Origin of the sequence: Streptomyces sp. E11-3 (assembly GCF_046540415.1) — a bacterium.
GTDB lineage: Bacteria > Actinomycetota > Actinomycetes > Streptomycetales > Streptomycetaceae > Streptomyces.
Window position 1 is genome coordinate 580,569 of sequence record NZ_JAZGRL010000003.1, and the last position, 26,832, is coordinate 607,400.

The following is a 26,832-nucleotide window of genomic DNA, read 5'->3' on the forward strand; positions in this document are numbered from 1 at the left end:
CGGAACCGCCCCCGCTCCCGTCCCCGCCCCCGCTGACCCGGGTCCGAAGACACGCCGGGCATCCCGCGTCTGCCGCTCGTTCACCACAGCCGCCAAGTACTCCGTCGGCGGCACCCCCTCCGGAGCTGGAGCCCCCGTACAGGCCGCGAGATCACTGGCGAGCCGTTCCGCCATCGCCCAGCCGACCTGCGGGTCCAGCTGCCCCATCCGCGTCAGGTACTGGCGTATCGCCAGCCACAGCCCATCCGGCACCCCGGACAGATCGAGCCCGGAGAACCGCCCCACCAGCCAAGGCGGCGGCGCAGGAACGTACGGCGTCCGACCCGCAGGCACCCGCTCCCGTATGACCAGCGTCCCCGCGAACACATCCCCGAGCCGCCTGCCACGCGCCGACACCAGCGAAGCGACACAGGCGACGACCCCGAACGTCCCCAGGATCTCGATCACCCCCATCGCCCCGCGCACCAGCGCATGCCGGAAGCGAATCGGCCCGCCGTCGTCCCGTACCACCCGCAGCCCGCAGGCCAGCTTCCCCAGCGACCGCCCGTGACTCAGCGTCTCGACCGCGATCGGCGCACCCACCAGCACGAGAAGGAACGTGGACACCGCGATGGCCGCGGCCGCCGCATCGTCCAACGACGCCGTCGCGGCGATCAGCGTGATGTACAGCGCGATGTACGCGGCCATGGCCGCGGTGAGATCTATCAGGACAGCCAGCGCACGGCTCGGCAGCTTCGCCGCACGCAGTTCGAGGGCTACCGCCTCACCTGTCACATGCTCACTCACAGCCGCGGTCCTTCCTGCCCTGCCCCTGGAACGACCAGTCTGCCAAGCTGAGTGCGCATCGCGCCGCAGTACGAGGAGCAGCAGCCTGATGGACCTCGATGTCTTCGTGTCCGCCCACCGTGCCGAGTGGGACCGTTTGGACGCTCTGCTGCGCCGCCAACGCCGCCTCACCGGCGCCGAAGCCGACGAACTCGTCGTGCTCTACCAACGCACTGCCACCCACCTCTCCCTGATCCAGTCCAGTGCTCCCGACCCCCAGCTGACCGGCCGCCTCACACAACTCGTGGCACGCGCGCGTAGCGCCGTCACGGGCACTCGCCGAGCAAGCTGGCGTGACGCCACACACTTCCTCACGGCCAGCTTTCCCGCCGCGATGTACCGCACCCGCCGCTGGTGGGTGCCCACCGCTCTCCTGTCGACCCTGGTCGCCGTCCTCATCGGCTGGTGGATCAGCACCCACCCCGAAGTCCAGTCCGCGATCGCGGCCCCCGCCGAACTCCGCGAGCTCACCCGACCCGGCGGCCAGTACGAGACGTACTACTCGAGCAACCCCGCCGCGTCCTTCGCGGCCCAGGTATGGACGAACAACGCCCAGGCCGCCGCCCTGTGCCTGGTCCTGGGTGCCTTCCTGGGCCTCCCTGTCATCTGGATCCTTCTCCAGAACATGCTCAACCTGGGCGTCGGCATCGGCCTCATGTCCTCAGCAGGCCGCCTCGACATCTTCCTGGGTCTCGTCCTCCCACACGGCCTGCTGGAACTCACCGCCGTCTTCGTAGCCGCGGGAACAGGCCTGCGCCTCGGCTGGACCCTCATCGATCCGGGCCCGCGCCCCCGCCGCACAGCCCTCGCCGAGGAGGGTCGCGCGGCCCTGGGCATGGCGATCGGCCTCGCCCTGGTCCTCTTCGTGTCGGGCGTCATCGAAGGCTTCGTCACCCCGTCCGGCCTCCCCACCTGGACCCGCGTCGGCATCGGCATCACCGCGGAACTCCTGTTCCTCCTCTACGTCTATGTACTGGGCGGACGAGCAGCCCGAGCAGGCGAGACCGGCGACGTGGCCGCACCGGACCGCAGCGCGGCACTCCCGACCGCGGCGTGATGTGCGTAGGACCCGCCTGACCTGCTACTGTCCTCTTCGCCCCGCAAAAGCTGTTGACACAGCTGGCGCTGGGAGGTAGATTCAAACAGTTGCCTAGAGCTAGACAGTTCGACCGCAACCAGCTACTATCTACCTGCTTCCGGAAATTCAATTTCCCGAGAAGCCACTCGACTCATTCAGAGCCTTTGAAGCCGGTCAGACCGGCGAAAAACTTCTGATAAAGTCGGACTCGCCGGAAAGGGAAACGCGAAAGCGGAAACCTGAAAGGCACCGAGGAAATCGGACACGAAAGAGTCTGATAGAGTCGGAAACGCAAGACCGAAGGGAAGCGCCCGGAGGAAAGCCCAGGAAACTGGGTGAGTACAAAGGAAGCGTCCGTTCCTTGAGAACTCAACAGCGTGCCAAAAGTCAACGCCAGATATGTTGATACCCCGTCTCCAGCATCTGCTGGGGCGAGGTTCCTTTGAAAAAGTCCTGCCGGTCGCTTAGACGGGCAGGCAACACAGCGAGGACGCTGTGAACCGCAGGGACTATTCCTCCTTGTGGTTCCGCTCTCGTGGTGTCTCTCCCGATTACGGGAAAACATTCACGGAGAGTTTGATCCTGGCTCAGGACGAACGCTGGCGGCGTGCTTAACACATGCAAGTCGAACGATGAAGCCCTTCGGGGTGGATTAGTGGCGAACGGGTGAGTAACACGTGGGCAATCTGCCCTTCACTCTGGGACAAGCCCTGGAAACGGGGTCTAATACCGGATACGACACACGACCGCATGGTCTGTGTGTGGAAAGCTCCGGCGGTGAAGGATGAGCCCGCGGCCTATCAGCTTGTTGGTGGGGTGATGGCCTACCAAGGCGACGACGGGTAGCCGGCCTGAGAGGGCGACCGGCCACACTGGGACTGAGACACGGCCCAGACTCCTACGGGAGGCAGCAGTGGGGAATATTGCACAATGGGCGAAAGCCTGATGCAGCGACGCCGCGTGAGGGATGACGGCCTTCGGGTTGTAAACCTCTTTCAGCAGGGAAGAAGCGAAAGTGACGGTACCTGCAGAAGAAGCGCCGGCTAACTACGTGCCAGCAGCCGCGGTAATACGTAGGGCGCAAGCGTTGTCCGGAATTATTGGGCGTAAAGAGCTCGTAGGCGGCTTGTCACGTCGGTTGTGAAAGCCCGGGGCTTAACCCCGGGTCTGCAGTCGATACGGGCAGGCTAGAGTTCGGTAGGGGAGATCGGAATTCCTGGTGTAGCGGTGAAATGCGCAGATATCAGGAGGAACACCGGTGGCGAAGGCGGATCTCTGGGCCGATACTGACGCTGAGGAGCGAAAGCGTGGGGAGCGAACAGGATTAGATACCCTGGTAGTCCACGCCGTAAACGGTGGGCACTAGGTGTGGGCGACATTCCACGTCGTCCGTGCCGCAGCTAACGCATTAAGTGCCCCGCCTGGGGAGTACGGCCGCAAGGCTAAAACTCAAAGGAATTGACGGGGGCCCGCACAAGCGGCGGAGCATGTGGCTTAATTCGACGCAACGCGAAGAACCTTACCAAGGCTTGACATACACCGGAAAGCACTAGAGATAGTGCCCCCCTTGTGGTCGGTGTACAGGTGGTGCATGGCTGTCGTCAGCTCGTGTCGTGAGATGTTGGGTTAAGTCCCGCAACGAGCGCAACCCTTGTCCCGTGTTGCCAGCAACCTCTTCGGAGGGTTGGGGACTCACGGGAGACCGCCGGGGTCAACTCGGAGGAAGGTGGGGACGACGTCAAGTCATCATGCCCCTTATGTCTTGGGCTGCACACGTGCTACAATGGCCGGTACAATGAGCTGCGATACCGCGAGGTGGAGCGAATCTCAAAAAGCCGGTCTCAGTTCGGATTGGGGTCTGCAACTCGACCCCATGAAGTCGGAGTCGCTAGTAATCGCAGATCAGCATTGCTGCGGTGAATACGTTCCCGGGCCTTGTACACACCGCCCGTCACGTCACGAAAGTCGGTAACACCCGAAGCCGGTGGCCCAACCCCTTGTGGGAGGGAGCTGTCGAAGGTGGGACCAGCGATTGGGACGAAGTCGTAACAAGGTAGCCGTACCGGAAGGTGCGGCTGGATCACCTCCTTTCTAAGGAGCACTTCTTACCGAGCTTCGGCTTGGTCAGAGGCCAGTACATCAGCGAATGTCTGATGCTGGTTGCTCATGGGTGGAACGTTGACTACTCGGCACGGTCAGGATGAGGACTGCTAGTACTGCTTCGGCGTGGAACGCAGAGTCTCAACTGGACGTGTCGGGCACGCTGTTGGGTATCTGAAGGTACGGCCGATCTGGCTGCCTTCAGTGCCGACCCCAGTGCACTCCGGATGTGGTCCGGGGGTGATGGGTGGTTGGTCGTTGTTTGAGAACTGCACAGTGGACGCGAGCATCTGTGGCCAAGTTTTTAAGGGCGCACGGTGGATGCCTTGGCACCAGGAACCGATGAAGGACGTGGGAGGCCACGATAGTCCCCGGGGAGTCGTCAACCAGGCTTTGATCCGGGGGTTTCCGAATGGGGAAACCCGGCAGTCGTCATGGGCTGTCACCCGCTGCTGAACACATAGGCAGTGTGGAGGGAACGCGGGGAAGTGAAACATCTCAGTACCCGCAGGAAGAGAAAACAACCGTGATTCCGGGAGTAGTGGCGAGCGAAACTGGATGAGGCTAAACCGTATACGTGTGAGACCCGGCAGGGGTTGCGTGTGCGGGGTCGTGGGAGTTCTCTTGACCGGTCTGCCGGCCGGTCGGCGAGTCAGAAACCGTTGGTGTAGGCGAAGGGCATGCGAAAGGCCCGGCGTAGAGGGTAAGACCCCCGTAGTCGAAACATCAACGGCTCGTTTGAGAACCACCCAAGTAGCACGGGGCCCGAGAAATCCCGTGTGAATCTGGCGGGACCACCCGTTAAGCCTAAATATTCCCTGGTGACCGATAGCGGATAGTACCGTGAGGGAATGGTGAAAAGTACCGCGGGAGCGGAGTGAAATAGTACCTGAAACCGTGTGCCTACAAGCCGTGGGAGCGTCGCGCATCGAGTTTACTCGGTGCGTCGTGACTGCGTGCCTTTTGAAGAATGAGCCTGCGAGTTAGCGGTGTGTAGCGAGGTTAACCCGTGTGGGGAAGCCGTAGCGAAAGCGAGTCCGAATAGGGCGTTTGAGTTGCACGCTCTAGACCCGAAGCGGAGTGATCTAGCCATGGGCAGGTTGAAGCGGAGGTAAGACTTCGTGGAGGACCGAACCCACCAGGGTTGAAAACCTGGGGGATGACCTGTGGTTAGGGGTGAAAGGCCAATCAAACTCCGTGATAGCTGGTTCTCCCCGAAATGCATTTAGGTGCAGCGTCGTGTGTTTCTTGCCGGAGGTAGAGCACTGGATAGGCGATGGGCCCTACCGGGTTACTGACCTTAGCCAAACTCCGAATGCCGGTAAGTGAGAGCGCGGCAGTGAGACTGTGGGGGATAAGCTCCATGGTCGAGAGGGAAACAGCCCAGAGCATCGACTAAGGCCCCTAAGCGTACGCTAAGTGGGAAAGGATGTGGAGTCGCAGAGACAACCAGGAGGTTGGCTTAGAAGCAGCCACCCTTGAAAGAGTGCGTAATAGCTCACTGGTCAAGTGATTCCGCGCCGACAATGTAGCGGGGCTCAAGCGTACCGCCGAAGTCGTGTCATTGCAGTACATACCCCTAACGGGGACTGTGATGGGTAGGGGAGCGTCGTGTGCCGGGTGAAGCAGCCGCGGAAGCGAGTTGTGGACGGTTCACGAGTGAGAATGCAGGCATGAGTAGCGATACACACGTGAGAAACGTGTGCGCCGATTGACTAAGGGTTCCTGGGTCAAGCTGATCTGCCCAGGGTAAGTCGGGACCTAAGGCGAGGCCGACAGGCGTAGTCGATGGATAACCGGTTGATATTCCGGTACCCGCTATGAAGCGCCCAGTATCGAATCAGACGATGCTAAGGCCGTGAAGCCGTTCCGGACCCTTCGGGGAAAGGAAAGTGGTGGAGCCGCTGATCCAGATCTGTAGTAGGTAAGTGATGGGGTGACGCAGGAAGGTAGTCCAGCCCGGGCGGTGGTTGTCCCGGGGTAAGGGTGTAGCCCGTCATCTAGGTAAATCCGGATGACGTTAAGGGTGAGACCTGATGCCGAGCCGATTGTGGTGAAGTGGATGATCCTATGCTGTCGAGAAAAGCCTCTAGCGAGTTTCATGGCGGCCCGTACCCTAAACCGACTCAGGTGGTCAGGTAGAGAATACCGAGGCGTTCGGGTGAACTATGGTTAAGGAACTCGGCAAAATGCCCCCGTAACTTCGGGAGAAGGGGGGCCATCACTGGTGATGACATTTACTGTCTGAGCTGGGGGTGGCCGCAGAGACCAGCGAGAAGCGACTGTTTACTAAAAACACAGGTCCGTGCGAAGCCGTAAGGCGATGTATACGGACTGACGCCTGCCCGGTGCTGGAACGTTAAGGGGACCGGTTAGTGCACTTTCGGGTGTGCGAAGCTGAGAACTTAAGCGCCAGTAAACGGCGGTGGTAACTATAACCATCCTAAGGTAGCGAAATTCCTTGTCGGGTAAGTTCCGACCTGCACGAATGGCGTAACGACTTCTCGACTGTCTCAACCATAGGCCCGGTGAAATTGCACTACGAGTAAAGATGCTCGTTTCGCGCAGCAGGACGGAAAGACCCCGGGACCTTTACTACAGTTTGATATTGGTGTTCGGTTCGGCTTGTGTAGGATAGGTGGGAGACTTTGAAGCGGCCACGCCAGTGGTTGTGGAGTCGTCGTTGAAATACCACTCTGGTCGTGCTGGATGTCTAACCTGGGTCCGTGATCCGGATCAGGGACAGTGTCTGATGGGTAGTTTAACTGGGGCGGTTGCCTCCCAAAGAGTAACGGAGGCGCCCAAAGGTTCCCTCAGCCTGGTTGGCAATCAGGTGTTGAGTGTAAGTGCACAAGGGAGCTTGACTGTGAGACCGACGGGTCGAGCAGGGACGAAAGTCGGGACTAGTGATCCGGCGGTGGCTTGTGGAAGCGCCGTCGCTCAACGGATAAAAGGTACCCCGGGGATAACAGGCTGATCTTCCCCAAGAGTCCATATCGACGGGATGGTTTGGCACCTCGATGTCGGCTCGTCGCATCCTGGGGCTGGAGTCGGTCCCAAGGGTTGGGCTGTTCGCCCATTAAAGCGGTACGCGAGCTGGGTTTAGAACGTCGTGAGACAGTTCGGTCCCTATCCGCTGTGCGCGTAGGAGTCTTGAGAAGGGCTGTCCCTAGTACGAGAGGACCGGGACGGACGAACCTCTGGTGTGCCAGTTGTCCTGCCAAGGGCATGGCTGGTTGGCTACGTTCGGAAAGGATAACCGCTGAAAGCATCTAAGCGGGAAGCCTGCTTCGAGATGAGGACTCCCACCCCCATGAGGGGTTAAGGCTCCCAGTAGACGACTGGGTTGATAGGCCAGATCTGGAAGCCCGGTAACGGGTGGAGGTGACTGGTACTAATAGGCCGAGGGCTTGTCCTCAGTTGCTCGCGTCCACTGTGTTGGTTCTGAAACCACGAACAACCCCACGTTTGTCACAGAGCGTGGTGCGGTTGACAGTTTCATAGTGTTTCGGTGGTCATAGCGTGAGGGAAACGCCCGGTTACATTCCGAACCCGGAAGCTAAGCCTTACAGCGCCGATGGTACTGCAGGGGGGACCCTGTGGGAGAGTAGGACGCCGCCGAACTAAATTTGATAGAGGAAACCCCCGTACCGGTCCGGTACGGGGGTTTTCTGCGTTCACGATGCTTTCCCTACTTCCTTGACACTGTCTGTCCTCCTCAGAGGCGGCCGGCGGCCTTGAGGGCGAGGTAGGCATCGGCCAGAGCTGGCGCCAGGTTCTCTGGAGGCGCGTCGACGACGGTGGCGCCATGGCGGATGAGCTGTTCGGCGGTGCGTCGGCGTTCTGTCTGAGCCTGAGCGGCTGCTGCCGCTTCGTAGACCGCGTCGGTCGTTCCGCGGGCCAACGCCATCCGCTCGATCTGCGGATCGGCTACCGAGGCGACGAGAACCGTATGACGCTTCGTGAGCTGGGGGAGCACCGGCAGGAGGCCCTCTTCGATGGGGGCCGCGTCAAGACTGGTGAGCAGGACGATCAACGACTCGCGAGGGGCCGTGTGCAGGACGGTCGCTGTCAGCCCTCGGGAGTCTGTTTCGACGAGCTCAGGTTCCAGCGAGGCCAGTGCGTTGACGAGTGAGGGCAGCACATCGCCCGCCGCACGTCCCTGGACGAGGGCGCGGATGCGGCGGTCGTACGCCAGGAGGTCCACGCGGTCTCCGGCCCGGGAGGCGAGCGCCGCGAGTAGGAGAGCGGCGTCCATGGACGCATCGAGGCGGGGAGTGTCGCCGACTCGGCCAGCTGAGGTGCGGCCGGTGTCGAGGACGATGAGGATGTGGCGGTCACGTTCAGGGCGCCAGGTGCGTACGGCGACGGTGGACTGCCGGGCCGTGGCACGCCAGTCGATGGAGCGAGTGTCGTCGCCGGGAACGTAGTCACGGAGGCTGTCGAACTCGGTGCCTTCGCCGCGGGTCAGCACACTGGTGCGGCCGTCGAGTTCGCGTAGTCGTGCGAGTTTTGACGGCAGGTGCTTGCGGCTGTGGAAGGGCGGCAGAACTCGGACCGTCCAGGGGGCTGTGTGGCTGCCCTGCCGGGAGATGAGACCGAGCGGGCCGTAGGAGCGGATGGTGATGCGCTCGGCCTGGCGGTCGCCGCGTCGGGTGGGGCGCAGCCGGGTGGTGATGCGGCGGCGTTCGCCGGCCGGGACCGTCACCCGGTGCCGGGATGCGGCGGTCTCGGTGCCTGCGATCCAGCTGCTCGGCGGCCAGGCGTCGCGGAGTTGGGCGCGCAGTGGACGGCGGGAGGGATTGGTGAGGGTGAGGTGGACATCCGCGGTGTCACCAAGTCGAACAGATGTATCACCGGAACGGGTGAACCGTAGCGTTTTTACTGGCGCGGCTAGGGCGTAGTCGCACATCATTGCGAGTGCGAGGGGAGTGTTGACGGCAAGGACCCCGGTCCAGCTGGGTTCCAGAATGCCGACGGGGAGCGTGCCGATAGCCGCGAGGAGAGCGGTGCGTCCGGTGAGTGCCATGGGTCCTCGGATCAGCGGGGTACGGGGACGTTGGCGAGGATCGCGTTGATGACGGAGTCGGGGGTGACGCCCTCCATCTCGGCCTCAGGGCGGAGTTGGACGCGGTGCCGCAGAGCGGGCAGGGCAAGGGCTTTGACGTCGTCGGGGATGACGTAGTCGCGGCCGGTGAGCCAGGCCCAGGCGCGGGCTGTGGCGAGCAGCGCGGTGGCACCACGGGGTGAGACCCCGAGTGTGAGGGATGGTGATTCGCGGGTGGCGCGGCAGATATCGACGACATAGCCGGTGATCTCGGGGGAGACCGAGGTCTTGGCGACGGCGGCGCGGGCGGCTTCGAGGTCGGCGGGACCGGCGACCGGGCGCACCCCGGCAGCCTGGAGGTTGCGCGGGTCGAAGCCCTCGGCGTGGCGGGTCAGGACGGAGATCTCGTCCTGACGGGAAGGGAGGGGGACGTTGAGCTTGAGGAGGAAGCGGTCGAGCTGTGCTTCGGGGAGGGGGTAAGTGCCCTCGTATTCAACGGGGTTCTGTGTCGCGGCCACGAGGAAGGGCTCGGGAAGCGAGCGGGGGGTGCCGTCGACGGTGACCTGTCGTTCCTCCATCGCTTCGAGGAGGGAGGACTGGGTCTTGGGTGGGGTGCGGTTGATTTCGTCCGCGAGTAGGAGGTTGGTGAAGACGGGGCCCGGCTGGAAGGAGAACTCGGCGGTGCGGGCGTCGTAGACGAGGGATCCTGTCACGTCGCTCGGCATCAGGTCAGGGGTGAACTGGACGCGCTTGATGTCGAGTTCCAGGGCCGTGGAGAGGGCACGGACCAGGAGCGTCTTGGCGACGCCGGGGACGCCCTCCAGCAGGACGTGGCCGCGGCAGAGCAGGGCTACCACGAGCCCGGTGACGGCTGGGTCCTGGCCGACCACGGCCTTCGCGATCTCGGAACGCAGGGCTTCCAGGGAGGAGCGGGCGTCGTCCGCGGTCCCGGCGGTGTCTGCGATCGGGGCGCTCATGAGGTGCGTACCTCTCTTTCGAGGGCGTCGAGTTGGTCGGCGAGGGCGATGAGGGCGGCGTCGTCGGAAGGCGGCTGTCCGAAGAGGAGGGAGTGCAGGTCCACGGTGGTGTCGGGGAGTTGGGCTGACAGGGCGGGCAGCAGGACCTCCGGCAGGTGAGCTCGGGCAGGGGGTACGCCGAGGAGGGGAGCGAGACGGGTGCGGGTCGCCGAGCGGAGCGCGGCGGATGCGCGGTCGCGGGCGTTGGCCTGGCGGTAGAGGCGGGCTCTGCCTTCCATGGCCTCGGACGCACGGACGGCGACGGGGAGGCGTTCGGCCACCAGCGGACCGAGGCGGCGGGCGCGCCAGAGGGCGGCGAGCGCCGCGGCGATGGTGAGCTGTAGCGCTCCCCAGCGCCAGCCGGAAGGGATCAGGTCGAAGAAGGTGTGGTCGCCGCCATCGGTGGCCACGGGGTCGCCGAGCGAGGGGAGGTACCAGACCAGATGAGGGCGGGAACCGAGGAGTTGGAGAGCGAGCGAGGCGTTGCCCTGCTCGTCCAGGTTGGTGTTGTAGAGGATGTCCGGGGCCCCGATGAGCACGGTGTCGCCGTCGGCGGTGGGGAGGCGCAGCAGAGTTGGCAGACCGTCGCTGGGGTAGCAGGCGTCGGAGCCGGGGGCGGTGGAGGCGTAGGCGAAGTCGCCGCCAGTGGCGGCATCGCCTGCCCGGAGCGCCTCGGGCAGTTGGCAGCCGGGGCGCAGCGTGGAGGCGGAGCGGGCGGTCTCGGCCCGTACGCCGGGTGCGAGCGTGCCGACCGAGGTCGGGCCAGGGGCGAGCAGGACGGTGCGGCCACCCGACTGCCTTGTCGCCGAGTGGAGTACGGACTGCTGGCGGTCGGTGAGCAGGTCGGGGGTGGTCACCAGGAGGGTGGTGCCGGGTCCGGCGGCGGCCTTGGCCGCGTCGGTCGTGGTCACCACACGGGTGGTCACGCCGCGGTCGGCGAGGAGTTCGGACACGGCGCGACTGCCGTAGGGGTCGGCGGAGCGCGGGTCGAGGTGGCCGTGCTGTTCGCCGGAGCGTACGACGGCGATGGTGATCCCGGCGGCCAGCAGGATCACGAAGGCGAGCAGCAGGCCTCGGGTGCGGGTCCACACCTGGCGAGGGGTGCGGGACAGGGAGGTGGACGGGAGGGCGGGCCCGGTCATTCGGCGGCCCCTTGGGCCGGGCTGAGGGCGGGCCGGGTGCGTTCGAGGTCGTTGTCGAGTGTGGTCAGGCGGAGGTATGTCTGCTCGTCAGCGCTGCGGCCGCCGTATGTGACGCCGTCGAACTCCCGGGCGGCCGAGCGCAGTCGGTCGGCGTGGGCGGGCAGGGTCAGCCCGGCCTCGGCAGCGGCCTCGTCGGCGGTGCGGCCGGGGCGTGGATCGAGCAGGGCGCGCTCTTCCAGGGAGCTGACGACGGCCCGCATGCGTTCCTGTACCGCATGGCTCCAGTGGTGTGCGGCGGCGTGTGCTTCCGCGGCCGCGCGGTGTTCGGCGGCGCTGCGCGGGCGGTCGTCGAAGAGGGCGGAGGAGGACGTGGACGGGGCACGCCGTGGGGTGCCGAGCCGCCACCACAGGGCCGCGAGGAGCAGGACGACCAGCAGCACGATGACGAACACACCGAGCCCGCCCCCTGGTGTGGCCCCGGCGGCGGTGTTGAACAGGTCACCGACCCACTCCCAGAAGCGGTCCAGGGCACGCTGGAGGAGGCTCGGGTCGTTCTCGTGGTACATCGGCTTGGACAGCTCGTCCTCGGCGGCCTCGCGCGCCGGGACGCGCGGAACCGTCACCGGTGGCTCGTCGCCGGTGTGCGGCAGCCCGGGGGCCGCCCTGCGGATCTCCCCCGCCACGGTCACCGCATCAGCTCCCCGTGGCGGTTCCGGAGTTGGGGCCGTAGCCCTCGACACCGGCTGCGCGGGCCAGCTCGAGGTCGAGCGCTTCGCGGCGAATCCGCAGGTCGATGTAGAGGAGCACGGTGACGCCCGCGGTGATCGGGAAGGTGAGCGTGGAGCCGATCACGGAGCCGATCCCGGTGATGATCAGGAACGTCCAGCCGACGTTGGTCAGGTCGCTGGCGAGGAAGCCGCTGACACTGTCGCCGCTGAGCGCCACGGCCAGCAGGCTGAACGGGATCAGGATGATCCCCACCACGACATTGACGATGATCACGGCGAGCACTTGGATGCCGAAGACCCGCCACCACGAACCGCGGACCAGTTTGGCCGAGCGGCTCAGGGACTTGCGCACGCTCTGCTTCTCCAGCATCAGCGCCGGGGGCGACAGCGAGAAGCGGACCAGCAGCCAGACGGCGACGACGAGTCCGGCCACCCCGCCGAAGATGGCGAGGAGCCCACCGCCGTCCAGGGAGCCAGCGCTCATCAGCAGCACGCCCGGCAGCGCGCCCACCGCGACGGCTGCCGTCGCGAGCAGCGGGAGCAGGAAGGTCAGGCCGAGCAGACGAGGCAGCTGGGGCCGGGCGTCCCGCCAGGCTTCGGCGGTGGTCACCGACTTACCGAGTACGGCGCGGCTGGTGACCATGGTGAGCAGCGCGGTTACGACGAAGCTGCCGAGCAGCGTGACCAGCAGGACGGCGGTGGAGTCCAGCAGGCTGTTGCCGAAGGCGCTGGCCAGTTCGTCGGCGGTCGCGTCGGGGTCGTTGAGGGCGTCCGTGCTGCCGCCCTTGCTGAGTACCAGCCCCTGCATCAGGATGATCAGGATCTGCGTGGTGGCGGCCACGCCCAGCGAGATACCGAGGACCGTGCGCCAGTGCGCGCGCATGGTCGACACCGCGCCGTCGAGGATCTCGCCGACGCCGAGGGGGCGCAGGGGGATCACTCCCGGCTTGGCCACGGCCGGTCGTCCGCCCCAGCCGCTGCCATCCCAGCCACCGTAGGGATGTCCGGGCGGGGCGCCCGCTCCGCCCCAGTTGCCCGGTGCGCCCTGGCCAGGGCCCTGGGACGACGATGGGCCGTCGGCTCCGGGTGTGCCGGGGGCGGTCCAGGAGGCGGCCGGAGGCTGCTCCTTGGACCACTTCGACGGCGGACCGCTGTCCTGGTCGGCGGGCCCGGTGGGGGGCGCACCTTCGTCAGGTCCGTCGGAGGGGGCAGATCCGGGCGAGGCCCAGCCCGGAGAGTCGTTCATCGTCGCTCCTTCTTGGTGCCCGACCGCGGTCGCGGCGGCAGGTGGGGGGCCATCGTGTCACGGTGCGCCTGCCCGCGGACCGGGCGCTGCATGGGCTGCGCACCTTCAATTGTCCGTCAGGTAGGGGGCAGACTGGGCGGATGGCTGATCAGCACACGCAATCCCCTGATGGCGGTGGACGGCAGAAGGTTGCTTCCATCCGCTGGGACGAGCTACCGGAGGGGCCGGTACTGGTCCTCCTCGACCAGCGGAGGCTCCCCGCCGAGGAAGTCGAGCTGGTGTGTACGGACCCGCCTGCGCTGGTGCAGGCGATCCAGACCCTCGCTGTGCGGGGGGCGCCTCTCCTTGGCATCGCCGGGGCGTACGGCGTCGCGCTCGCCGCCGTACGGGGCTTCGACGTGGACGAGGCCGCGGGGTCGTTGGCCACCGCCAGGCCCACTGCCGTGAATCTCGGGCATGGCGTGCGCAGGGCCCATGCGGCGTACCGGTCGGCGGTCGCGGGTGGCGCGGACCAGCGGCAGGCGGCCGTGGCGGCGCTGGTGGAGGCCAAGGCACTGCACCGGGAGGACGCCGCGGCGAGTCGGCAGATGGCGCGGCGCGGGCTGGCGCTGCTCGACGAGCTGCTGCCCGGCGGCAACCATCGGCTGCTGACGCACTGCAACAGCGGGGCGCTGGTGTCCGGAGGTGAGGGGACGGCGTTCGCGGTGGCGCTTGAGGCGCACCGGGCCGGGCGGTTGCGGCGGCTGTGGGTGGATGAGACGCGGCCACTGCTGCAGGGGGCGCGGCTGACCGCGTACGAGGCGGCGCGCAGCGGTATGGCGTACACGCTCCTGACGGACAACGCGGCCGGGTCGCTGTTCGCGGCGGGAGAGGTGGATGCTGTACTGATCGGCGCGGACCGTATCGTCGCCGATGGTTCGGTGGCCAACAAGGTGGGGAGCTATCCGCTCGCCGTGCTGGCCAGGTACCACCATGTGCCGTTCATCGTGGTCGCGCCCGTGACGACGGTGGACCCGGATACGCCCGACGGTGCGGCGATCGAGGTCGAGCAGCGGGCCGGTCATGAAGTGACAGAGCTCATGGCGCCGCATTTTCCGGTGGCGGGAGCCGGAGCGGACGCGGCCGGCGGGGTGCCGGTGGCCCCGCTGGGAACGCAGGCCTACAACCCCGCGTTCGATGTGACACCGCCCGAGTTGGTGACGGCAATCGTCACCGAAGAGGGCGTTGTTTCGCCCGTGACAGCTGAGGCGCTTGCCGAGCTGTGTGCCAGGTCACGCCAGGTAACGATTAGCTAATGGGATGATGTCGTTTATGAAGGGACGAGTCCTTGTCGTCGACGACGACACCGCACTGGCCGAGATGCTCGGGATTGTGCTGCGTGGTGAGGGTTTTGAGCCGTCGTTCGTAGCGGACGGCGACAAGGCGCTGGCTGCCTTTCGGGAGACCAAGCCGGATCTGGTGCTGCTGGATCTGATGCTGCCCGGTAGGGACGGCATCGAGGTGTGCCGCCTGATCAGGGCGGAGTCCGGTGTGCCGATTGTCATGCTGACCGCCAAGAGTGACACCGTGGATGTGGTGGTCGGACTCGAGTCGGGTGCCGATGACTACATCGTCAAGCCGTTCAAGCCGAAGGAGCTGGTCGCCCGTATCCGTGCGCGGCTGCGCAGGTCGGAGGAGCCAGCGCCGGAGCAGCTGGCCATAGGTGACCTGGTCATCGATGTCGCCGGACACTCGGTGAAGCGGGACGGGCAGTCGATCGCGCTGACCCCGCTCGAGTTCGATCTGCTGGTCGCGCTGGCCCGCAAGCCGTGGCAGGTGTTCACCCGCGAAGTGCTGCTCGAGCAGGTGTGGGGCTACCGGCACGCGGCCGACACGCGGCTGGTCAACGTGCACGTCCAGCGACTGCGCTCGAAGGTCGAGAAGGACCCTGAGCGGCCCGAGATCGTGGTGACCGTCCGTGGCGTCGGTTACAAGGCCGGACCGAGCTGACATGTCCCGGGACAGGGCCGCTGCGGCTCCTGGGGAGCCGGGGAAGCGTCCGGAGCGGCTGGTGGGCCCGTCCGGGCGCACCGCCCGGTTCGGGCGGCTCCTCGACGGCGGCCTGCGCTTTCAGGACGAGGTGCAGGGCAGCCCGGTGCTGCGGCTCTTCACCCGCTGGGTGCGGCGCCCGCTGCTGCCGGTCATGCGTCTGTGGCGGCGCAACATCCAGCTGCGGGTGGTCGCCGGCACGCTGCTGATGTCACTCGGTGTGGTGCTGCTGCTCGGCTTCGTCGTCATCGGGCAGGTGCGCAACGGCCTGCTCGACGCCAAGGAGAAGGCCTCCCAGATCCAGGCCCAGGGTGGTTTCACGGTGGCCAGGGACAAGGCCAAGGCCGACCGCCCGGGCGGCGGTGGAGGGCAGGACGGGGCGTCGTCGGACGGCGGTGTCGCACAGGCGAACCCGACCGTGTGGCTCTCCGACCTGGTCGAACAGCTCTCCAGCGGCGGGCAGAGCGCGTTCCATGTGATGGCGCTGAGCTCTGGTGGCGAGGGTGCCGTAGGCAGCAGGCGGGCGCCGCGTTCCTCGGGGCCGCCGTTCCCGACGGAACAGAGTGTGCCGGAGGAGCTGCGTGAGCACGTCGACCGGAACCGCGGCTCGTACCAGCGCTTTTCGAAGATCGTGTACAGCGACTCCCAGCCGTCGGAGGCCGGGCTGGTCATCGGCACTCGGCTGAGTGACGTCAACGGCGACTCGTACCAGCTCTACTACCTCTTCCCGCTGACGCAGGAGGAGAAGTCGCTCAGCCTGGTCAAGGGGACGCTGGCCACCGCAGGCCTGTTCGTCGTGGTGCTGCTCGGGGCGATCGCCTGGCTGGTCGTACGCCAGATCGTCACGCCGGTCCGGATGGCGGCCGGGATCGCCGAGCGATTGTCCGCCGGGCGCCTCCAGGAACGTATGAAGGTCACCGGCGAGGACGACATCGCGCGGCTCGGCGAGGCCTTCAACAAGATGGCGCAGAACCTCCAGCTCAAGATCCAGCAGCTGGAGGACCTCTCCCGGATGCAGCGGCGGTTCGTCTCGGACGTGTCGCACGAGTTGCGTACGCCACTCACCACCGTGCGGATGGCGGCCGACGTCATCCACGAGGCACGCGTCGACTTCGATCCGGTGACCGCGCGCTCCGCCGAGCTGCTCGCCGACCAGCTGGACCGTTTCGAGTCGCTGCTCGCCGATCTGCTGGAGATCAGCCGGTTCGACGCGGGCGCGGCGGCGCTGGAGGCCGACGCGATAGACCTGCGCGAGGTCGTACGCCGGGTGGTCGGCGGCGCGGCCCCGCTGGCCGAGCGCAAGGGCAGCCGTATCCGGATCGTCGGGGACCAGCAGCCGGTGGTCGCGGAGGCGGACGCCCGGCGTGTGGAGCGGGTCCTGCGCAATCTGGTCGTCAACGCCGTGGAGCACGGCGATGGCAAGGACGTGGTGGTGCATCTCGCGTCGGCGGGCGGCGCCGTGGCGGTCGCGGTGCGCGACTACGGCGTGGGGCTCAAGCCGGGTGAGGCGACCCGGGTGTTCAATCGCTTCTGGCGGGCCGACCCGGCACGCGCGCGTACCACCGGAGGCACCGGCCTCGGGCTGTCCATCGCCCTGGAGGACGCACGGCTGCACGGCGGCTGGCTGCAGGCGTGGGGTGAGCCGGGCGGCGGCTCGCAGTTCCGGCTGACGCTGCCCCGCACGGCGGACGAGGCGCTGCGCGGCTCGCCGATACCGCTGGAACCCGAGGACTCACGCCGCAACCGCGGACTGAACGACGCCGGGCTCCCGCTCGCCGGAGTGAGCAAGCGCGCCACGGTGCCGGCCCAGGCCGCGCAGGAGCGGGTGCCGTCGCCCGTACTGCCGGGATCCCCTGCCCGGTCCGCGTCGCCGTCGGCCGACCCCACGGCGCTGCCCGGCAGCGGTGCGCGGGTTGTCCCGCGTCCCACGCCAACGGGTGGCCGCGCCGTGGACGGGGGCGGGTCGGACGTACCGGACCACCATGCGGCCGACGAACGAAGCGGCCCGGACAGTGGCAGTGACAAGGACAGAGACAGGGAAAGCGAAGGGGAGCGCAGCCGTGGGCGCTGATCGAGGCCGACCTGGCCGGCTTCGACTCCGCCCGCTGCGCACAGGGGCACTCCTCGGCTCCGGCGTGATTCTGCTGGCCGGGTGCGCGTCGATGCCCGACAACGGGGGCGTGGGGCCGGTCGAGGCATCACCGAAGCAGCCGCAGGTGCGGGTGTTCGCGAAGCCACCCCGCAAGAACGCCCCGCCCTCGGAGATCGTTGAGGGCTTCCTTGAGGCTCTGACCAGCGATGACCCGAAGTATTCGATGGCGCGTAAGTATCTGACCAAGAAAGCGCGACAGGTCTGGCAGCCCGACCTGTCGACCACAGTGCTCGCCGACGGGCCGAACGCGGACACCGAGCGGACCAGCCGCGACAGCGACGGCGGCGGCTACACATACGCGCTGAGCGGCCGCAGGGTCGCCACGGTGAACGAGCAGCACGCCTACCAGCCGGAGGAGGGTGCGTACACCGAGACCGTGCATCTGACCCAGCGGAAGGACGGGCAGTGGCGCATCGACCGGCTGCCCGCGGGAGTCGTGCTCGGCGAGTCGGACTTCCAGCGGTCCCACCATGCCGTCAACAAGTACTACTTCGCCTCGCGGTCCTCGTCCGACGGCGCCGAAGCGCAGGAACCGCGGCTGGTCGCCGACCCGGTCTATGTGCGCCGCTGGTCGGACCCGGTGACCGAGACGGTCAAGTCGCTGCTCAAGGGGCCGACCGACTGGCTGGATCCGGTGGTGGTGTCGCGGTTCCCCACCGACACGAGGCTGAAGAAGGGCACCAAGGCGCTCGCGCCGGACGACCAGAACCGGCTGCGGGTTCCCCTGAACGAGCGGGCCGACCGGGTCAGCACCAGCCAGTGCTCACGGATGGCCGCACAGCTGTTCTTCACCCTGAAGGGCGTGATCTCCTCGGGCGTCGAGCAGGTGGAGCTCGAGAAGGCGAACGGAGACACGTTGTGCGTCCTGAACGCCGACGACGCCGACGCCATCGCACCGCACCGCACCGTGGACTCGCCCGGCTACCAGTACTTCATCGACGCCGAACACCGGCTGGTGCGCCTGCCCAAGACCAAGGGCAGCATGGAGCCGGTGCCGGGCGCGCTGGGCAGCGGTGAGCAGAAGCTGCGTACGGCCGCGGTGTCGCGCGACGAGGACCGCGCGGCCGGGGTGTCCGCAGGCGGGCAGCTGCTCTTCGTCGGTTCGCTGCTGCCCGGTGCGGCGCTGGAGCCGACCAAGGTGCGCAGTGAGGGCAAGGGGGAGCCGGACAACCGGCTGACGGCCCCCAGTTGGGACGGCCGGGGCGATCTGTGGGTCGCCGACCGGGACCCCGACAACCCGCGACTGCTGTGGCTGGGGCAGGGCGAGGGGGACCCCGTCGAGGTGAAGGTCTCCGGTCTCGAGGGAGGCCGCATCACGTCGGTGCGGGTCTCGGCGGACGGCGTGCGGGTGGCCCTGCTGGTCGAGAAGGACGGCAAGACCGCGCTGCGGATCGGGCGGGTCGAGCGCGAGGGCACGGCCGAGCAGCCCGAGGTGGCGGTCCGCAAACTCCGCAAGACCGCACCGCGGATGGAGGAGGTCACCGCCATGTCCTGGGCGGGCGGCAGCCGACTGGTGGTGGCGGGCAAGGAGTCCGGCGGAGTGCAGCAGCTTCGCTATGTGCACAGCGACGGCTCGGTGTCGTCGGGAACGGCCCTGCCAGGGCTGACCGCGGTCACCGGCATCGCGGCGTCCGAGGACGACCGGCTGCCGCTGGTCGCCAGCTCCGAGGACGGCATTGTGCGGCTGCCACCGGGGGCCAACTGGCGCACCGTGGTCAAGGACGGCTCGGCACCGGTGTATCCGGGCTGACCAGCTCTCACGCGGGGCCACTCCCGTTGAGTTTTCCACAGGGGTGGCGGGGGCGCCGTCCGTATGGGCACAGTAGAGCCATGCGGGGGTGGTGGAGAGATTTCGCCGACCTGGTACTGCCGGCCGACTGCGGAGGCTGCGGGAGGCCTCGTATGGCGCTGTGCGCATCCTGTCGTACGGCCCTGTGCGGTGCCGCGCCGCGGCGGGTGCGGCCGGTGCCCGAGCCGCCCGGTCTTCCTCTGGTGCACGCCGCCGCCCGCTACGAGGACGCGGTGCGAGCCGTGCTGCTCGCGCACAAGGAGCGGGGCGCGCTCGGGCTCGCGGAGGCACTGGGTGCCGCGCTGGCAGGCGCGGTGCGTGCCGGGCTGCAAGGAGGTGGGCCGGACGGGCCGCTGGTCCTGGTGCCCGTGCCGTCGGCACGGCGTGCCGTGGCCGCGCGCGGCCATGACCCGACGCGGCGGATCGCGCTGGCGGCCGCGCGGGAGCTGCGGCGCACGGGCCTGCCGGCCCGGATACTCCCGGTGCTGCGTCAACGGCGCCCGGTGGCCGACCAGTCGGGGCTGAGCGCGCGGCAGCGGCTGGTGAATCTCACCGGCGCGCTGGAGGTGGTGGCGGGCGGCGGGCGGCTGCTGGCCGGGCGCCGGGTGGTGCTGGTGGACGATCTGATGACGACAGGCGCTTCGCTGAGTGAAGGAGCACGGGCATTGCGTGCCACAGGCCTGGAAGAACTTCGGGGACCCGGTGGAATGAGTCGAACGAAGGCCGCTGTGGTGGCAGCATCGCCGGATTCTTTCGAAATAAACCGGAACTGACTGGGAACTTGCATCGTTGCAGGTAGTGAGGATGTCGAAGCACTTGAATGGAGGTCGGACCCGGTAGAGGGTGACGACATCCGTCAGGGCGAGATATGTTCGGTTGTGAGGAATGGCGGACGCTGTCCCTCGCATATCGGAATGCCGTGCCTCGGGCTGTACGCGGGTTTTCCGCAATCACCCGAGCCGGTGGGGTGGAGATCTTGTTCACGGGGGAGGAGGAGGTGGAAGTCACCGAGTCCGAAGGCTCCGGGACTATCCGGAGTCTGGTGCAAGAGGGAGATGCTCCGCCCGTGGTGCGGAGTGATCCGGGAACGGAGTTCTGCGTGGACATCGTCGTCAAGGGCCACAAGACAGAGGTGCCCGAGCGGTTCCGCAAGCACGTGGCCGAGAAGCTGAAGCTGGACAAGATCCAGAAGCTCGATGGCAAGGTGATCAGCCTCGACGTCGAGGTGTCCAAGGAGCCGAACCCGCGTCAGGCCGACCGTTCCGACCGAGTGGAGATCACGCTCCGCTCGCGTGGTCCGGTGATCCGCGCGGAAGCCTCGGCCAGTGACCCGTATGCGGCGCTCGACCTGGCCCACGAAAAGCTGGAGGCACGGCTGCGTAAGCAGCACAGCAAGCGCGCCAGCCGACGCGGCACGGGCCGGCTATCGGCCGCCGAGGTCGCCGACCGTGTCCCAGGTGTCGCGTACCTCAACGGCAACGGCGCGCTGGGCGGTGACGACGACTCCGAGAGTGTCCCGGTCAAGAAGATCGGCTCTCTCGAGGTCCAGGGCGATGGGCCGCTCGTAGTGCGCGAGAAGACCCATGTCGCAGCCCCCATGTCGCTCGACCAGGCGCTCTACGAGATGGAGCTGGTCGGGCACGACTTCTATCTGTTCGTCGACTCCGAGACCAAGGAACCCAGCGTCGTCTATCGGCGCCACGCCTACGACTACGGCGTCCTCCACCTCACCACGGACCCCATGGTGGTGGCCGAGACGGCGGAGTCGACCGGGCCCGGTGGTGCGCTCGGCGGCTGATGCCGTTCTTCGAGAACAGGCTCTGAAGCCGTGCACGGTGCCCCTGGAGCGCGTCCCGCGCCCCCAGGGGCACCCCCGTGCCACCGCCGCGCGCGCCGCGTTGTCGCCCGGGCATGAAATCATGGCCCCGCAGGCCAACCCATGTGCCCTCGCAGTGGGTTGGCGCGGCAGTTGACCACAGGCCACGGCCTTCAGGGGGAGGAACGATGGCGGACAGTTTCGGACCGCTGCGTGACGAGGATGCCGACGACGGCGTCGTCGGCATCGGCGCGGACGCGGGCGCCGCGCGCAAGGAGCCCATCAGGGTCCTTGTGGTGGACGACCATGCCCTCTTCCGCCGAGGCCTGGAGATCGTCCTGGCACAGGAGGAGGACATCCAGGTCGTCGGGGAGGCGGGCGACGGCGCTGAGGCCGTCGACAAGGCCGCCGACCTGCTGCCCGACATCGTGCTGATGGATGTACGGATGCCCAAGCGGGGCGGTATCGAGGCCTGCACCTCCATCAAGGAGGTGGCCCCCAGCGCCAAGATCATCATGTTGACGATCAGCGACGAGGAGGCCGACCTCTACGACGCGATCAAGGCGGGCGCCACCGGGTACCTCCTGAAGGAGATCTCCACGGACGAGGTGGCTACCGCGATCCGGGCGGTGGCCGACGGCCAGTCGCAGATCAGCCCCTCGATGGCGTCCAAGCTGCTGACCGAGTTCAAGTCCATGATCCAGCGGACGGACGAGCGTCGCCTGGTGCCCGCGCCCCGGCTGACCGACCGGGAGCTCGAAGTGCTCAAGCTCGTCGCCACCGGGATGAACAACCGGGACATCGCCAAGGAGTTGTTCATCTCCGAGAACACCGTGAAGAACCACGTACGCAACATCCTGGAGAAGCTGCAGCTGCACTCCAGGATGGAGGCCGTGGTCTACGCGATGCGGGAGAAGATCCTCGAGATCAGATGACGGCCGTCGCGCAGGCCGAGGCGAGCGGCGCGTGCAGCTCCGCGGGAGTGACCCGCTCGACCCGCACGCTGGTGCAGCCGACCCAGCTCGCCGCCTCCGCCAGCGCCGTGGCCATGGGCTGCACGGCCTTCGGGGTGTCCAGCGACGCGTGCCGGGCCACCAGGGTGCTGCCCTCGCGGGCCGGGTCGACCCGCCCGAGCAACTGGCCCCCGGACAGCAGCGGCATCGCGAAGTACCCGTACACCCGCTTGGGCTTGGGCACATAGGCCTCCAGGCGGTGCGTGAAGCCGAAGAGCCGCTCGGTGCGGGCCCGTTCCCAGATCAGGGAGTCGAAGGGCGAGAGCAGCGTCGTACGGTGGCGGCCGCGGGGCGGCTCCGACAGGGCGGCGGGGTCGGCCCAGGCCGGTTTGGACCAGCCCTCGACCGTCACCGGCACCAGACCGGAGTCCGCGACGACCGCGTCGAACTGCTCGGCCCTGAGCCGGTGGTAGTCCGCGATGTCCGCGCGGGTCCCCACCCCGAGTGACTGCCCGGCGAGCCGGACCAGGCGGCGCAGGCACTCCGCGTCGTCCAGGTCGTCGTGCAGCACGTCGTCGGGGATGGCGCGCTCGGCGAGGTCGTACACCCGCTTCCAGCCGCGCCGCTCGGTGCACACCACCTCGCCGTACATCAGCGCGCGCTCGACGGCGACCTTGGAGCCCGACCAGTCCCACCACTCGCCGCCGTTCTTCGCGCCGCCCAGCTCCGTGGCGGTGAGCGGTCCCTCGGCGCGCAGCTGCTTGATCACCTGGTCGTACGCGCCGTCCGGCAGGTCGTGGTGCCACTGGGGGCGGGTGCGGTAGGCACGGCGGCGGAACGCGAAGTGCGGCCACTCCTCGATGGGCAGGATGCACGCCGCGTGCGACCAGTACTCGAAGGCGTGGGGGCGTGCCGGAGACGTGCCGGGAGGCGCTGCCGTCCAGTACGCCTGCTCCACCGTCTTGCGGCCCACGGCGCCCAGGCGTGCGTACGGGATCAGTTCGTGCGAGCGGGCCAGTACCGAGATGGTGTCGAGCTGCACGGCGCCCAGGTGGCGCAGCACGCCCCGGACGCCCGCCCTGCGGTCGGGGGCGCCCAGGAACCCCTGGGCGCGCAGGGCGATCCGGCGGGCGTCGGCGGCGGAGAGTTCGACTTCGGGAGCGGGCGCGGAGGTCATGTTCGTACCGTAGGGCCCGCCACTGACAATCAGTCGCGCGAGGGTAGATAGGCCTGCGCGGAGGGCAGTCCGAGGTCGGACGGCAGCAGCGAGCCGATCCAGCAGTCGCGCCGGACACCCTTGTTGAGCGAGCCGGAGCGCAGCACTCCCTCGATCGTGAACCCGGCCTTCTCGGCGACGGCGCGCGAGCTCGTGTTGCCCACATCGGCGCGCCACTCCAGGCGGTCGCAGCTCAGCTCGGTGAACGCCCAGCGGGCCATGGCCAGCACGGTCTCGGTCATATAGCCGCAGCCTCGGTGCTGCTTGGCCGTCCAGAAGCCGACCTCCCAGGTGCCGGACTGCGGGTGGTGGAGGTTGGCCGTGGCGAGCCGCGGGCCGCCGTCGCGTGGACGTACACCGAAGGTGTACGTGGTGTCCTCGCGCCAGCCGCCGGGCACCGCCCGCTGGAGGAAATCCTCCGCGTGCCGGCGCTCGTACGGCGAGGGAATCGGAATCCAGCGCTGGATGTCGGGGTCCTGGGCGGCGGCGTGGACCTCGTCGGTGTCATCGGCAGACAGGGGGTACAGCAGCAGGCGCTCGGTGGTGAGGGTGCGGGGCTCCATCGGCCGATTCTGGGCGGCCCGCGGGCGGGAATCCAGAGATTTTCGTGTCGGTGCGGGCACCTCACGGCCGCTCGGATCGTTCTCCGGGAAGGTGGCAGACGGCCAACGCCGCGACGGCCCTCCCGGCCCGGGTGCGTCCTCGCATACGATGGCCGTTGCTCAGAAGAACCCGACCGCGTCAGCCCGACCGGCAAGGAGATCAGCCCTCGTGTCCGTCTTCAACAAGCTCATGCGTGCAGGCGAAGGAAAGATCCTGCGCAAACTGCACCGCATCGCGGACCAGGTCGACTCCATCGAAGAGGACTTCGCCGGCCTCTCCGACGCCGAGTTGCGCGCCCTCACCGAGGAGTACAAGGAGCGGTACGCCGACGGCGAGAGCCTCGACGACCTGCTCCCCGAGGCCTTCGCCACCGTGCGTGAGGCCGCCAAGCGCGTGCTCGGCCAGCGTCACTACCGGGTCCAGATCATGGGCGGCGCCGCCCTGCACCTCGGCCATGTGGCCGAGATGAAGACCGGTGAGGGCAAGACCCTCGTCAGTACGCTGCCCGCGTATCTCAACGGTCTGTCGGGTGACGGCGTGCATGTCATTACCACCAACGACTACCTCGCCCAGCGTGACTCCGAGATGATGGGCCGGGTACACAAGTTCCTGGGCCTCGAGGTCGGCTGCATCGTCTCCGCGATGACCCCGGCCCAGCGCCGCGAGCAGTACGGCTGCGACATCACCTACGGCACGAACAACGAGTTCGGCTTCGACTACCTGCGCGACAACATGGCGTGGTCCCAGGACGAGCTCGTCCAGCGCGGCCACAACTTCGCCGTGGTCGACGAGGCCGACTCCATCCTCGTCGACGAGGCTCGTACGCCGCTGATCATCTCCGGCCCGGCCGACCAGGCCACCAAGTGGTACGGCGACTTCGCCAAGCTGGTCACCCGGCTGACCAAGGGCGAGCCGGGCAACCACCTCAAGGGCATCGAGGAGACCGGCGACTACGAGGTCGACGAGAAGAAGCGCACCGTCGCCATCCACGAGTCCGGGGTCGGCAAGGTCGAGGACTGGCTGGGCATCGACAACCTCTACGAGTCGGTGAACACCCCGCTGGTCGGCTACCTGAACAACGCCATCAAGGCCAAGGAACTGTTCAAGAAGGACAAGGACTACGTCGTCATCGACGGCGAAGTCATGATCGTCGACGAGCACACCGGCCGTATCCTCGCCGGCCGCCGCTACAACGAGGGCATGCACCAGGCGATCGAGGCGAAGGAAGGGGTGGACATCAAGGACGAGAACCAGACGCTCGCCACGATCACCCTGCAGAACTTCTTCCGCCTCTACAACAAGCTCTCCGGTATGACCGGTACGGCCATGACCGAGGCCGCCGAGTTCCAGCAGATCTACAAGCTTGGCGTCGTCCCGATCCCGACGAACAAGCCCATGATCCGGATGGACCAGGCGGACCTGATCTACCGCACCGAGAAGGCGAAGTTCGACGCGGTCGTCGACGACATCGCCGAGAAGCACGAGCACGGTCAGCCGATCCTGGTCGGCACCACCTCGGTCGAGAAGTCCGAGTACCTCTCCCAGCAGCTCTCCAAGCGCGGTGTCCCGCACGAGGTGCTCAACGCCAAGCAGCACGACCGGGAGGCGACGATCGTCGCCCAGGCCGGCCGCAAGGGCGCCGTCACGGTCGCCACGAACATGGCCGGACGAGGCACGGACATCAAGCTGGGCGGCAACCCCGACGACCTCGCCGAGGCCGAGCTGCGCCAGCGCGGCCTCGACCCCGAGGAGCACCTCGAGGAGTGGGCGGAGGCGCTGCCCGCCGCCCTGGAGAAGGCCGAGGGGGCCGTACGGGCCGAGCACGAGGAGGTCACCGACCTCGGCGGCCTGTACGTGCTGGGCACCGAGCGGCACGAGTCGCGGCGTATCGACAACCAGCTGCGTGGCCGTTCCGGCCGTCAGGGCGACCCGGGCGAGTCCCGCTTCTACCTGTCGCTCGGCGACGACCTGATGCGTCTGTTCAAGGCGCAGATGGTCGAGCGGGTGATGGCGATGGCCAACGTCCCCGACGATGTGCCGATCGAGAACAAGATGGTGACCCGGGCGATCGCCTCGGCCCAGTCGCAGGTCGAGCAGCAGAACTTCGAGACGCGTAAGAACGTCCTGAAGTACGACGAGGTCCTCAACCGCCAGCGTGAGGTCATCTACGGCGAGCGCCGACGCGTCCTGAAGGGCGAGGACCTGCACGAGCAGATCCGGCACTTCATGGACGACACGATCGACGCGTACATCCAGGCGGAGTCCGCCGAGGGCTTCGCCGAGGAGTGGGACCTGGACCGGCTGTGGGGCGCCTTCAAGCAGCTCTACCCGGTGAAGGTCACCGTCGAGGAGCTCGAGGAAGCCGCCGGGGACCGTGCGGGTCTGACCGCCGAGTTCATCTCCGACTCCATCAAGGACGACATCCACGCGCAGTACGACGCGCGTGAGGAGCAGCTCGGCTCGGACATCATGCGTGAGCTGGAGCGCCGCGTCGTGCTGTCCGTCCTGGACCGCAAGTGGCGCGAGCACCTCTACGAGATGGACTACCTCCAGGAGGGCATCGGCCTGCGGGCCATGGCCCAGAAGGACCCGCTGGTCGAGTACCAGCGCGAGGGCTACGACATGTTCATCGCCATGATGGACGGCATCAAGGAGGAGTCCGTCGGCTACCTGTTCAACCTGGAGGTCCAGGTCGAGCAGCAGGTCGAGGAGGTTCCGGTGCAGGACGTGGCGGAGAAGACCTCGCTGGACAAGGGCGGCGTCCAGGACGCCGTGCCTGCGGGTGCGCGCCCGGAGATCCGGGCCAAGGGTCTGGACGCTCCGCAGCGGCCCGACCGGCTGCACTTCTCGGCGCCGACGGTCGATGGTGAGGGCGGCGTCGTCGAGGGTGACTTCGCGCAGGAGGACGATGAGCCGGTGCGGTCGTCTGCGGATGGGATGACGCGTGCTGAGCGTCGTAAGGCGCAGAAGGGGCGTCGGCGTAAGAAGTAGTTCTTGGACGTGGGCGTGGGCGTGCGCATAGTGGGCGTGCGTCGTACGTCGTGTGTGGCCGGGGCCTGGCGTTTTGCCGGGCCCCGGCTGTGTTGTTCCGGG

Annotated in this window: 17 protein-coding genes and 3 rRNA genes; 12 read left to right on the forward strand and 8 right to left on the reverse strand. The window is 67.3% G+C overall.

Annotated features, from left to right (window positions below; all coding sequences use genetic code 11):
* Nucleotides 1–786: RDD family protein (locus U9R90_RS32170; RefSeq protein WP_411060555.1), on the reverse strand; the 786-nt coding region annotated here is incomplete at its 3' end.
* A gap of 88 nt (nt 787–874) precedes the next feature.
* On the opposite strand from U9R90_RS32170, the gene U9R90_RS32175 reads away from it, so the two are divergent.
* The 4 genes from U9R90_RS32175 (at nt 875) to rrf (ending at nt 7,627) form a co-directional block, all read left to right on the forward strand.
* Nucleotides 875–1,882 (forward strand): stage II sporulation protein M, encoded by a 1,008-nt coding sequence (locus U9R90_RS32175; protein ID WP_411060557.1) that lies wholly within the window; start codon nt 875–877, stop codon nt 1,880–1,882.
* A 585-nt stretch (nt 1,883–2,467) separates the two neighbouring features.
* A 16S ribosomal RNA gene (locus tag U9R90_RS32180) occupies nt 2,468–3,994 on the forward strand.
* 303 nt (nt 3,995–4,297) lie between these two features.
* Nucleotides 4,298–7,421, forward strand: a 23S ribosomal RNA gene (locus U9R90_RS32185).
* 89 nt (nt 7,422–7,510) lie between these two features.
* Nucleotides 7,511–7,627, forward strand: a 5S ribosomal RNA gene (gene rrf, locus U9R90_RS32190).
* Together the 16S, 23S and 5S rRNA genes form the textbook arrangement of a ribosomal RNA operon.
* 94 nt (nt 7,628–7,721) lie before the next feature.
* On the opposite strand, the gene U9R90_RS32195 is transcribed toward rrf, so the two are convergent.
* From U9R90_RS32195 to U9R90_RS32215, 5 genes are read right to left on the reverse strand one after another with little or no spacing between them, the layout of a single operon-like run.
* Nucleotides 7,722–9,032, reverse strand: coding sequence for a DUF58 domain-containing protein (locus U9R90_RS32195; protein WP_411060559.1), 1,311 nt, complete (start codon nt 9,030–9,032; stop codon nt 7,722–7,724).
* Nucleotides 9,033–9,043: 11 nt separating this feature from the next.
* On the reverse strand, nt 9,044–10,027 hold the full coding sequence (locus U9R90_RS32200; RefSeq protein WP_411060561.1) for an AAA family ATPase: 984 nt from the start codon (nt 10,025–10,027) through the stop codon (nt 9,044–9,046).
* Complete coding sequence (locus U9R90_RS32205) at nt 10,024–11,208, reverse strand: DUF4350 domain-containing protein (protein ID WP_411060563.1); 1,185 nt, start codon at nt 11,206–11,208, stop codon at nt 10,024–10,026. The genes U9R90_RS32200 and U9R90_RS32205 overlap by 4 nt, the downstream gene beginning before the upstream one ends.
* Entirely contained in the window at nt 11,205–11,897 is a 693-nt protein-coding gene (locus U9R90_RS32210) for a DUF4129 domain-containing protein (protein WP_411060565.1), read from the reverse strand. The genes U9R90_RS32205 and U9R90_RS32210 overlap by 4 nt, the downstream gene beginning before the upstream one ends.
* A gap of 4 nt (nt 11,898–11,901) precedes the next feature.
* Complete coding sequence (locus U9R90_RS32215; protein ID WP_411060567.1) at nt 11,902–13,182, reverse strand: glycerophosphoryl diester phosphodiesterase membrane domain-containing protein; 1,281 nt, start codon at nt 13,180–13,182, stop codon at nt 11,902–11,904.
* Between the two features lie 140 nt (nt 13,183–13,322).
* Between U9R90_RS32215 and mtnA the strand changes: the two genes are divergently transcribed.
* The 7 genes from mtnA (at nt 13,323) to U9R90_RS32250 (ending at nt 21,902) form a co-directional block, all read left to right on the forward strand.
* A complete protein-coding gene (gene mtnA, locus U9R90_RS32220; protein WP_411060568.1) occupies nt 13,323–14,477 on the forward strand; it encodes an S-methyl-5-thioribose-1-phosphate isomerase in 1,155 nt (384 codons plus the stop codon).
* Nucleotides 14,478–14,481: 4 nt separating this feature from the next.
* On the forward strand, nt 14,482–15,171 hold the full coding sequence (mtrA, locus tag U9R90_RS32225) for a two-component system response regulator MtrA (RefSeq protein WP_015659998.1): 690 nt from the start codon (nt 14,482–14,484) through the stop codon (nt 15,169–15,171).
* 1 nt (nt 15,172) lies between these two features.
* Nucleotides 15,173–17,281 carry an MtrAB system histidine kinase MtrB gene (gene mtrB / locus U9R90_RS32230; protein WP_411060570.1) on the forward strand — a complete coding sequence of 703 codons (2,109 nt, stop codon included), beginning with the start codon at nt 15,173–15,175 and terminating at the stop codon, nt 17,279–17,281.
* A 91-nt stretch (nt 17,282–17,372) separates the two neighbouring features.
* The gene (locus U9R90_RS32235; RefSeq protein WP_411060572.1) at nt 17,373–19,112 is read left to right on the forward strand and encodes an LpqB family beta-propeller domain-containing protein; all 1,740 of its coding nucleotides are present in this window, start codon (nt 17,373–17,375) and stop codon (nt 19,110–19,112) included.
* An 80-nt stretch (nt 19,113–19,192) separates the two neighbouring features.
* Nucleotides 19,193–19,924 carry a ComF family protein gene (locus U9R90_RS32240; protein ID WP_411060574.1) on the forward strand — a complete coding sequence of 244 codons (732 nt, stop codon included), beginning with the start codon at nt 19,193–19,195 and terminating at the stop codon, nt 19,922–19,924.
* 326 nt (nt 19,925–20,250) lie between these two features.
* Nucleotides 20,251–20,949 (forward strand): ribosome hibernation-promoting factor, HPF/YfiA family, encoded by a 699-nt coding sequence (gene hpf / locus U9R90_RS32245; RefSeq protein WP_411060576.1) that lies wholly within the window; start codon nt 20,251–20,253, stop codon nt 20,947–20,949.
* Between the two features lie 206 nt (nt 20,950–21,155).
* Nucleotides 21,156–21,902 carry a response regulator gene (locus U9R90_RS32250; RefSeq protein WP_411060577.1) on the forward strand — a complete coding sequence of 249 codons (747 nt, stop codon included), beginning with the start codon at nt 21,156–21,158 and terminating at the stop codon, nt 21,900–21,902.
* On the opposite strand, the gene U9R90_RS32255 is transcribed toward U9R90_RS32250, so the two are convergent.
* A complete protein-coding gene (locus U9R90_RS32255) occupies nt 21,895–23,097 on the reverse strand; it encodes a winged helix-turn-helix domain-containing protein (RefSeq protein ID WP_411060579.1) in 1,203 nt (400 codons plus the stop codon). The genes U9R90_RS32250 and U9R90_RS32255 overlap by 8 nt on opposite strands.
* Before the next feature lie 29 nt (nt 23,098–23,126).
* Complete coding sequence (locus tag U9R90_RS32260) at nt 23,127–23,699, reverse strand: GNAT family N-acetyltransferase (protein ID WP_411060581.1); 573 nt, start codon at nt 23,697–23,699, stop codon at nt 23,127–23,129.
* Between the two features lie 208 nt (nt 23,700–23,907).
* On the opposite strand from U9R90_RS32260, the gene secA reads away from it, so the two are divergent.
* Nucleotides 23,908–26,730 carry a preprotein translocase subunit SecA gene (secA, locus tag U9R90_RS32265; RefSeq protein WP_411060583.1) on the forward strand — a complete coding sequence of 941 codons (2,823 nt, stop codon included), beginning with the start codon at nt 23,908–23,910 and terminating at the stop codon, nt 26,728–26,730.
* Nucleotides 26,731–26,832: the final 102 nt, after the last annotated feature.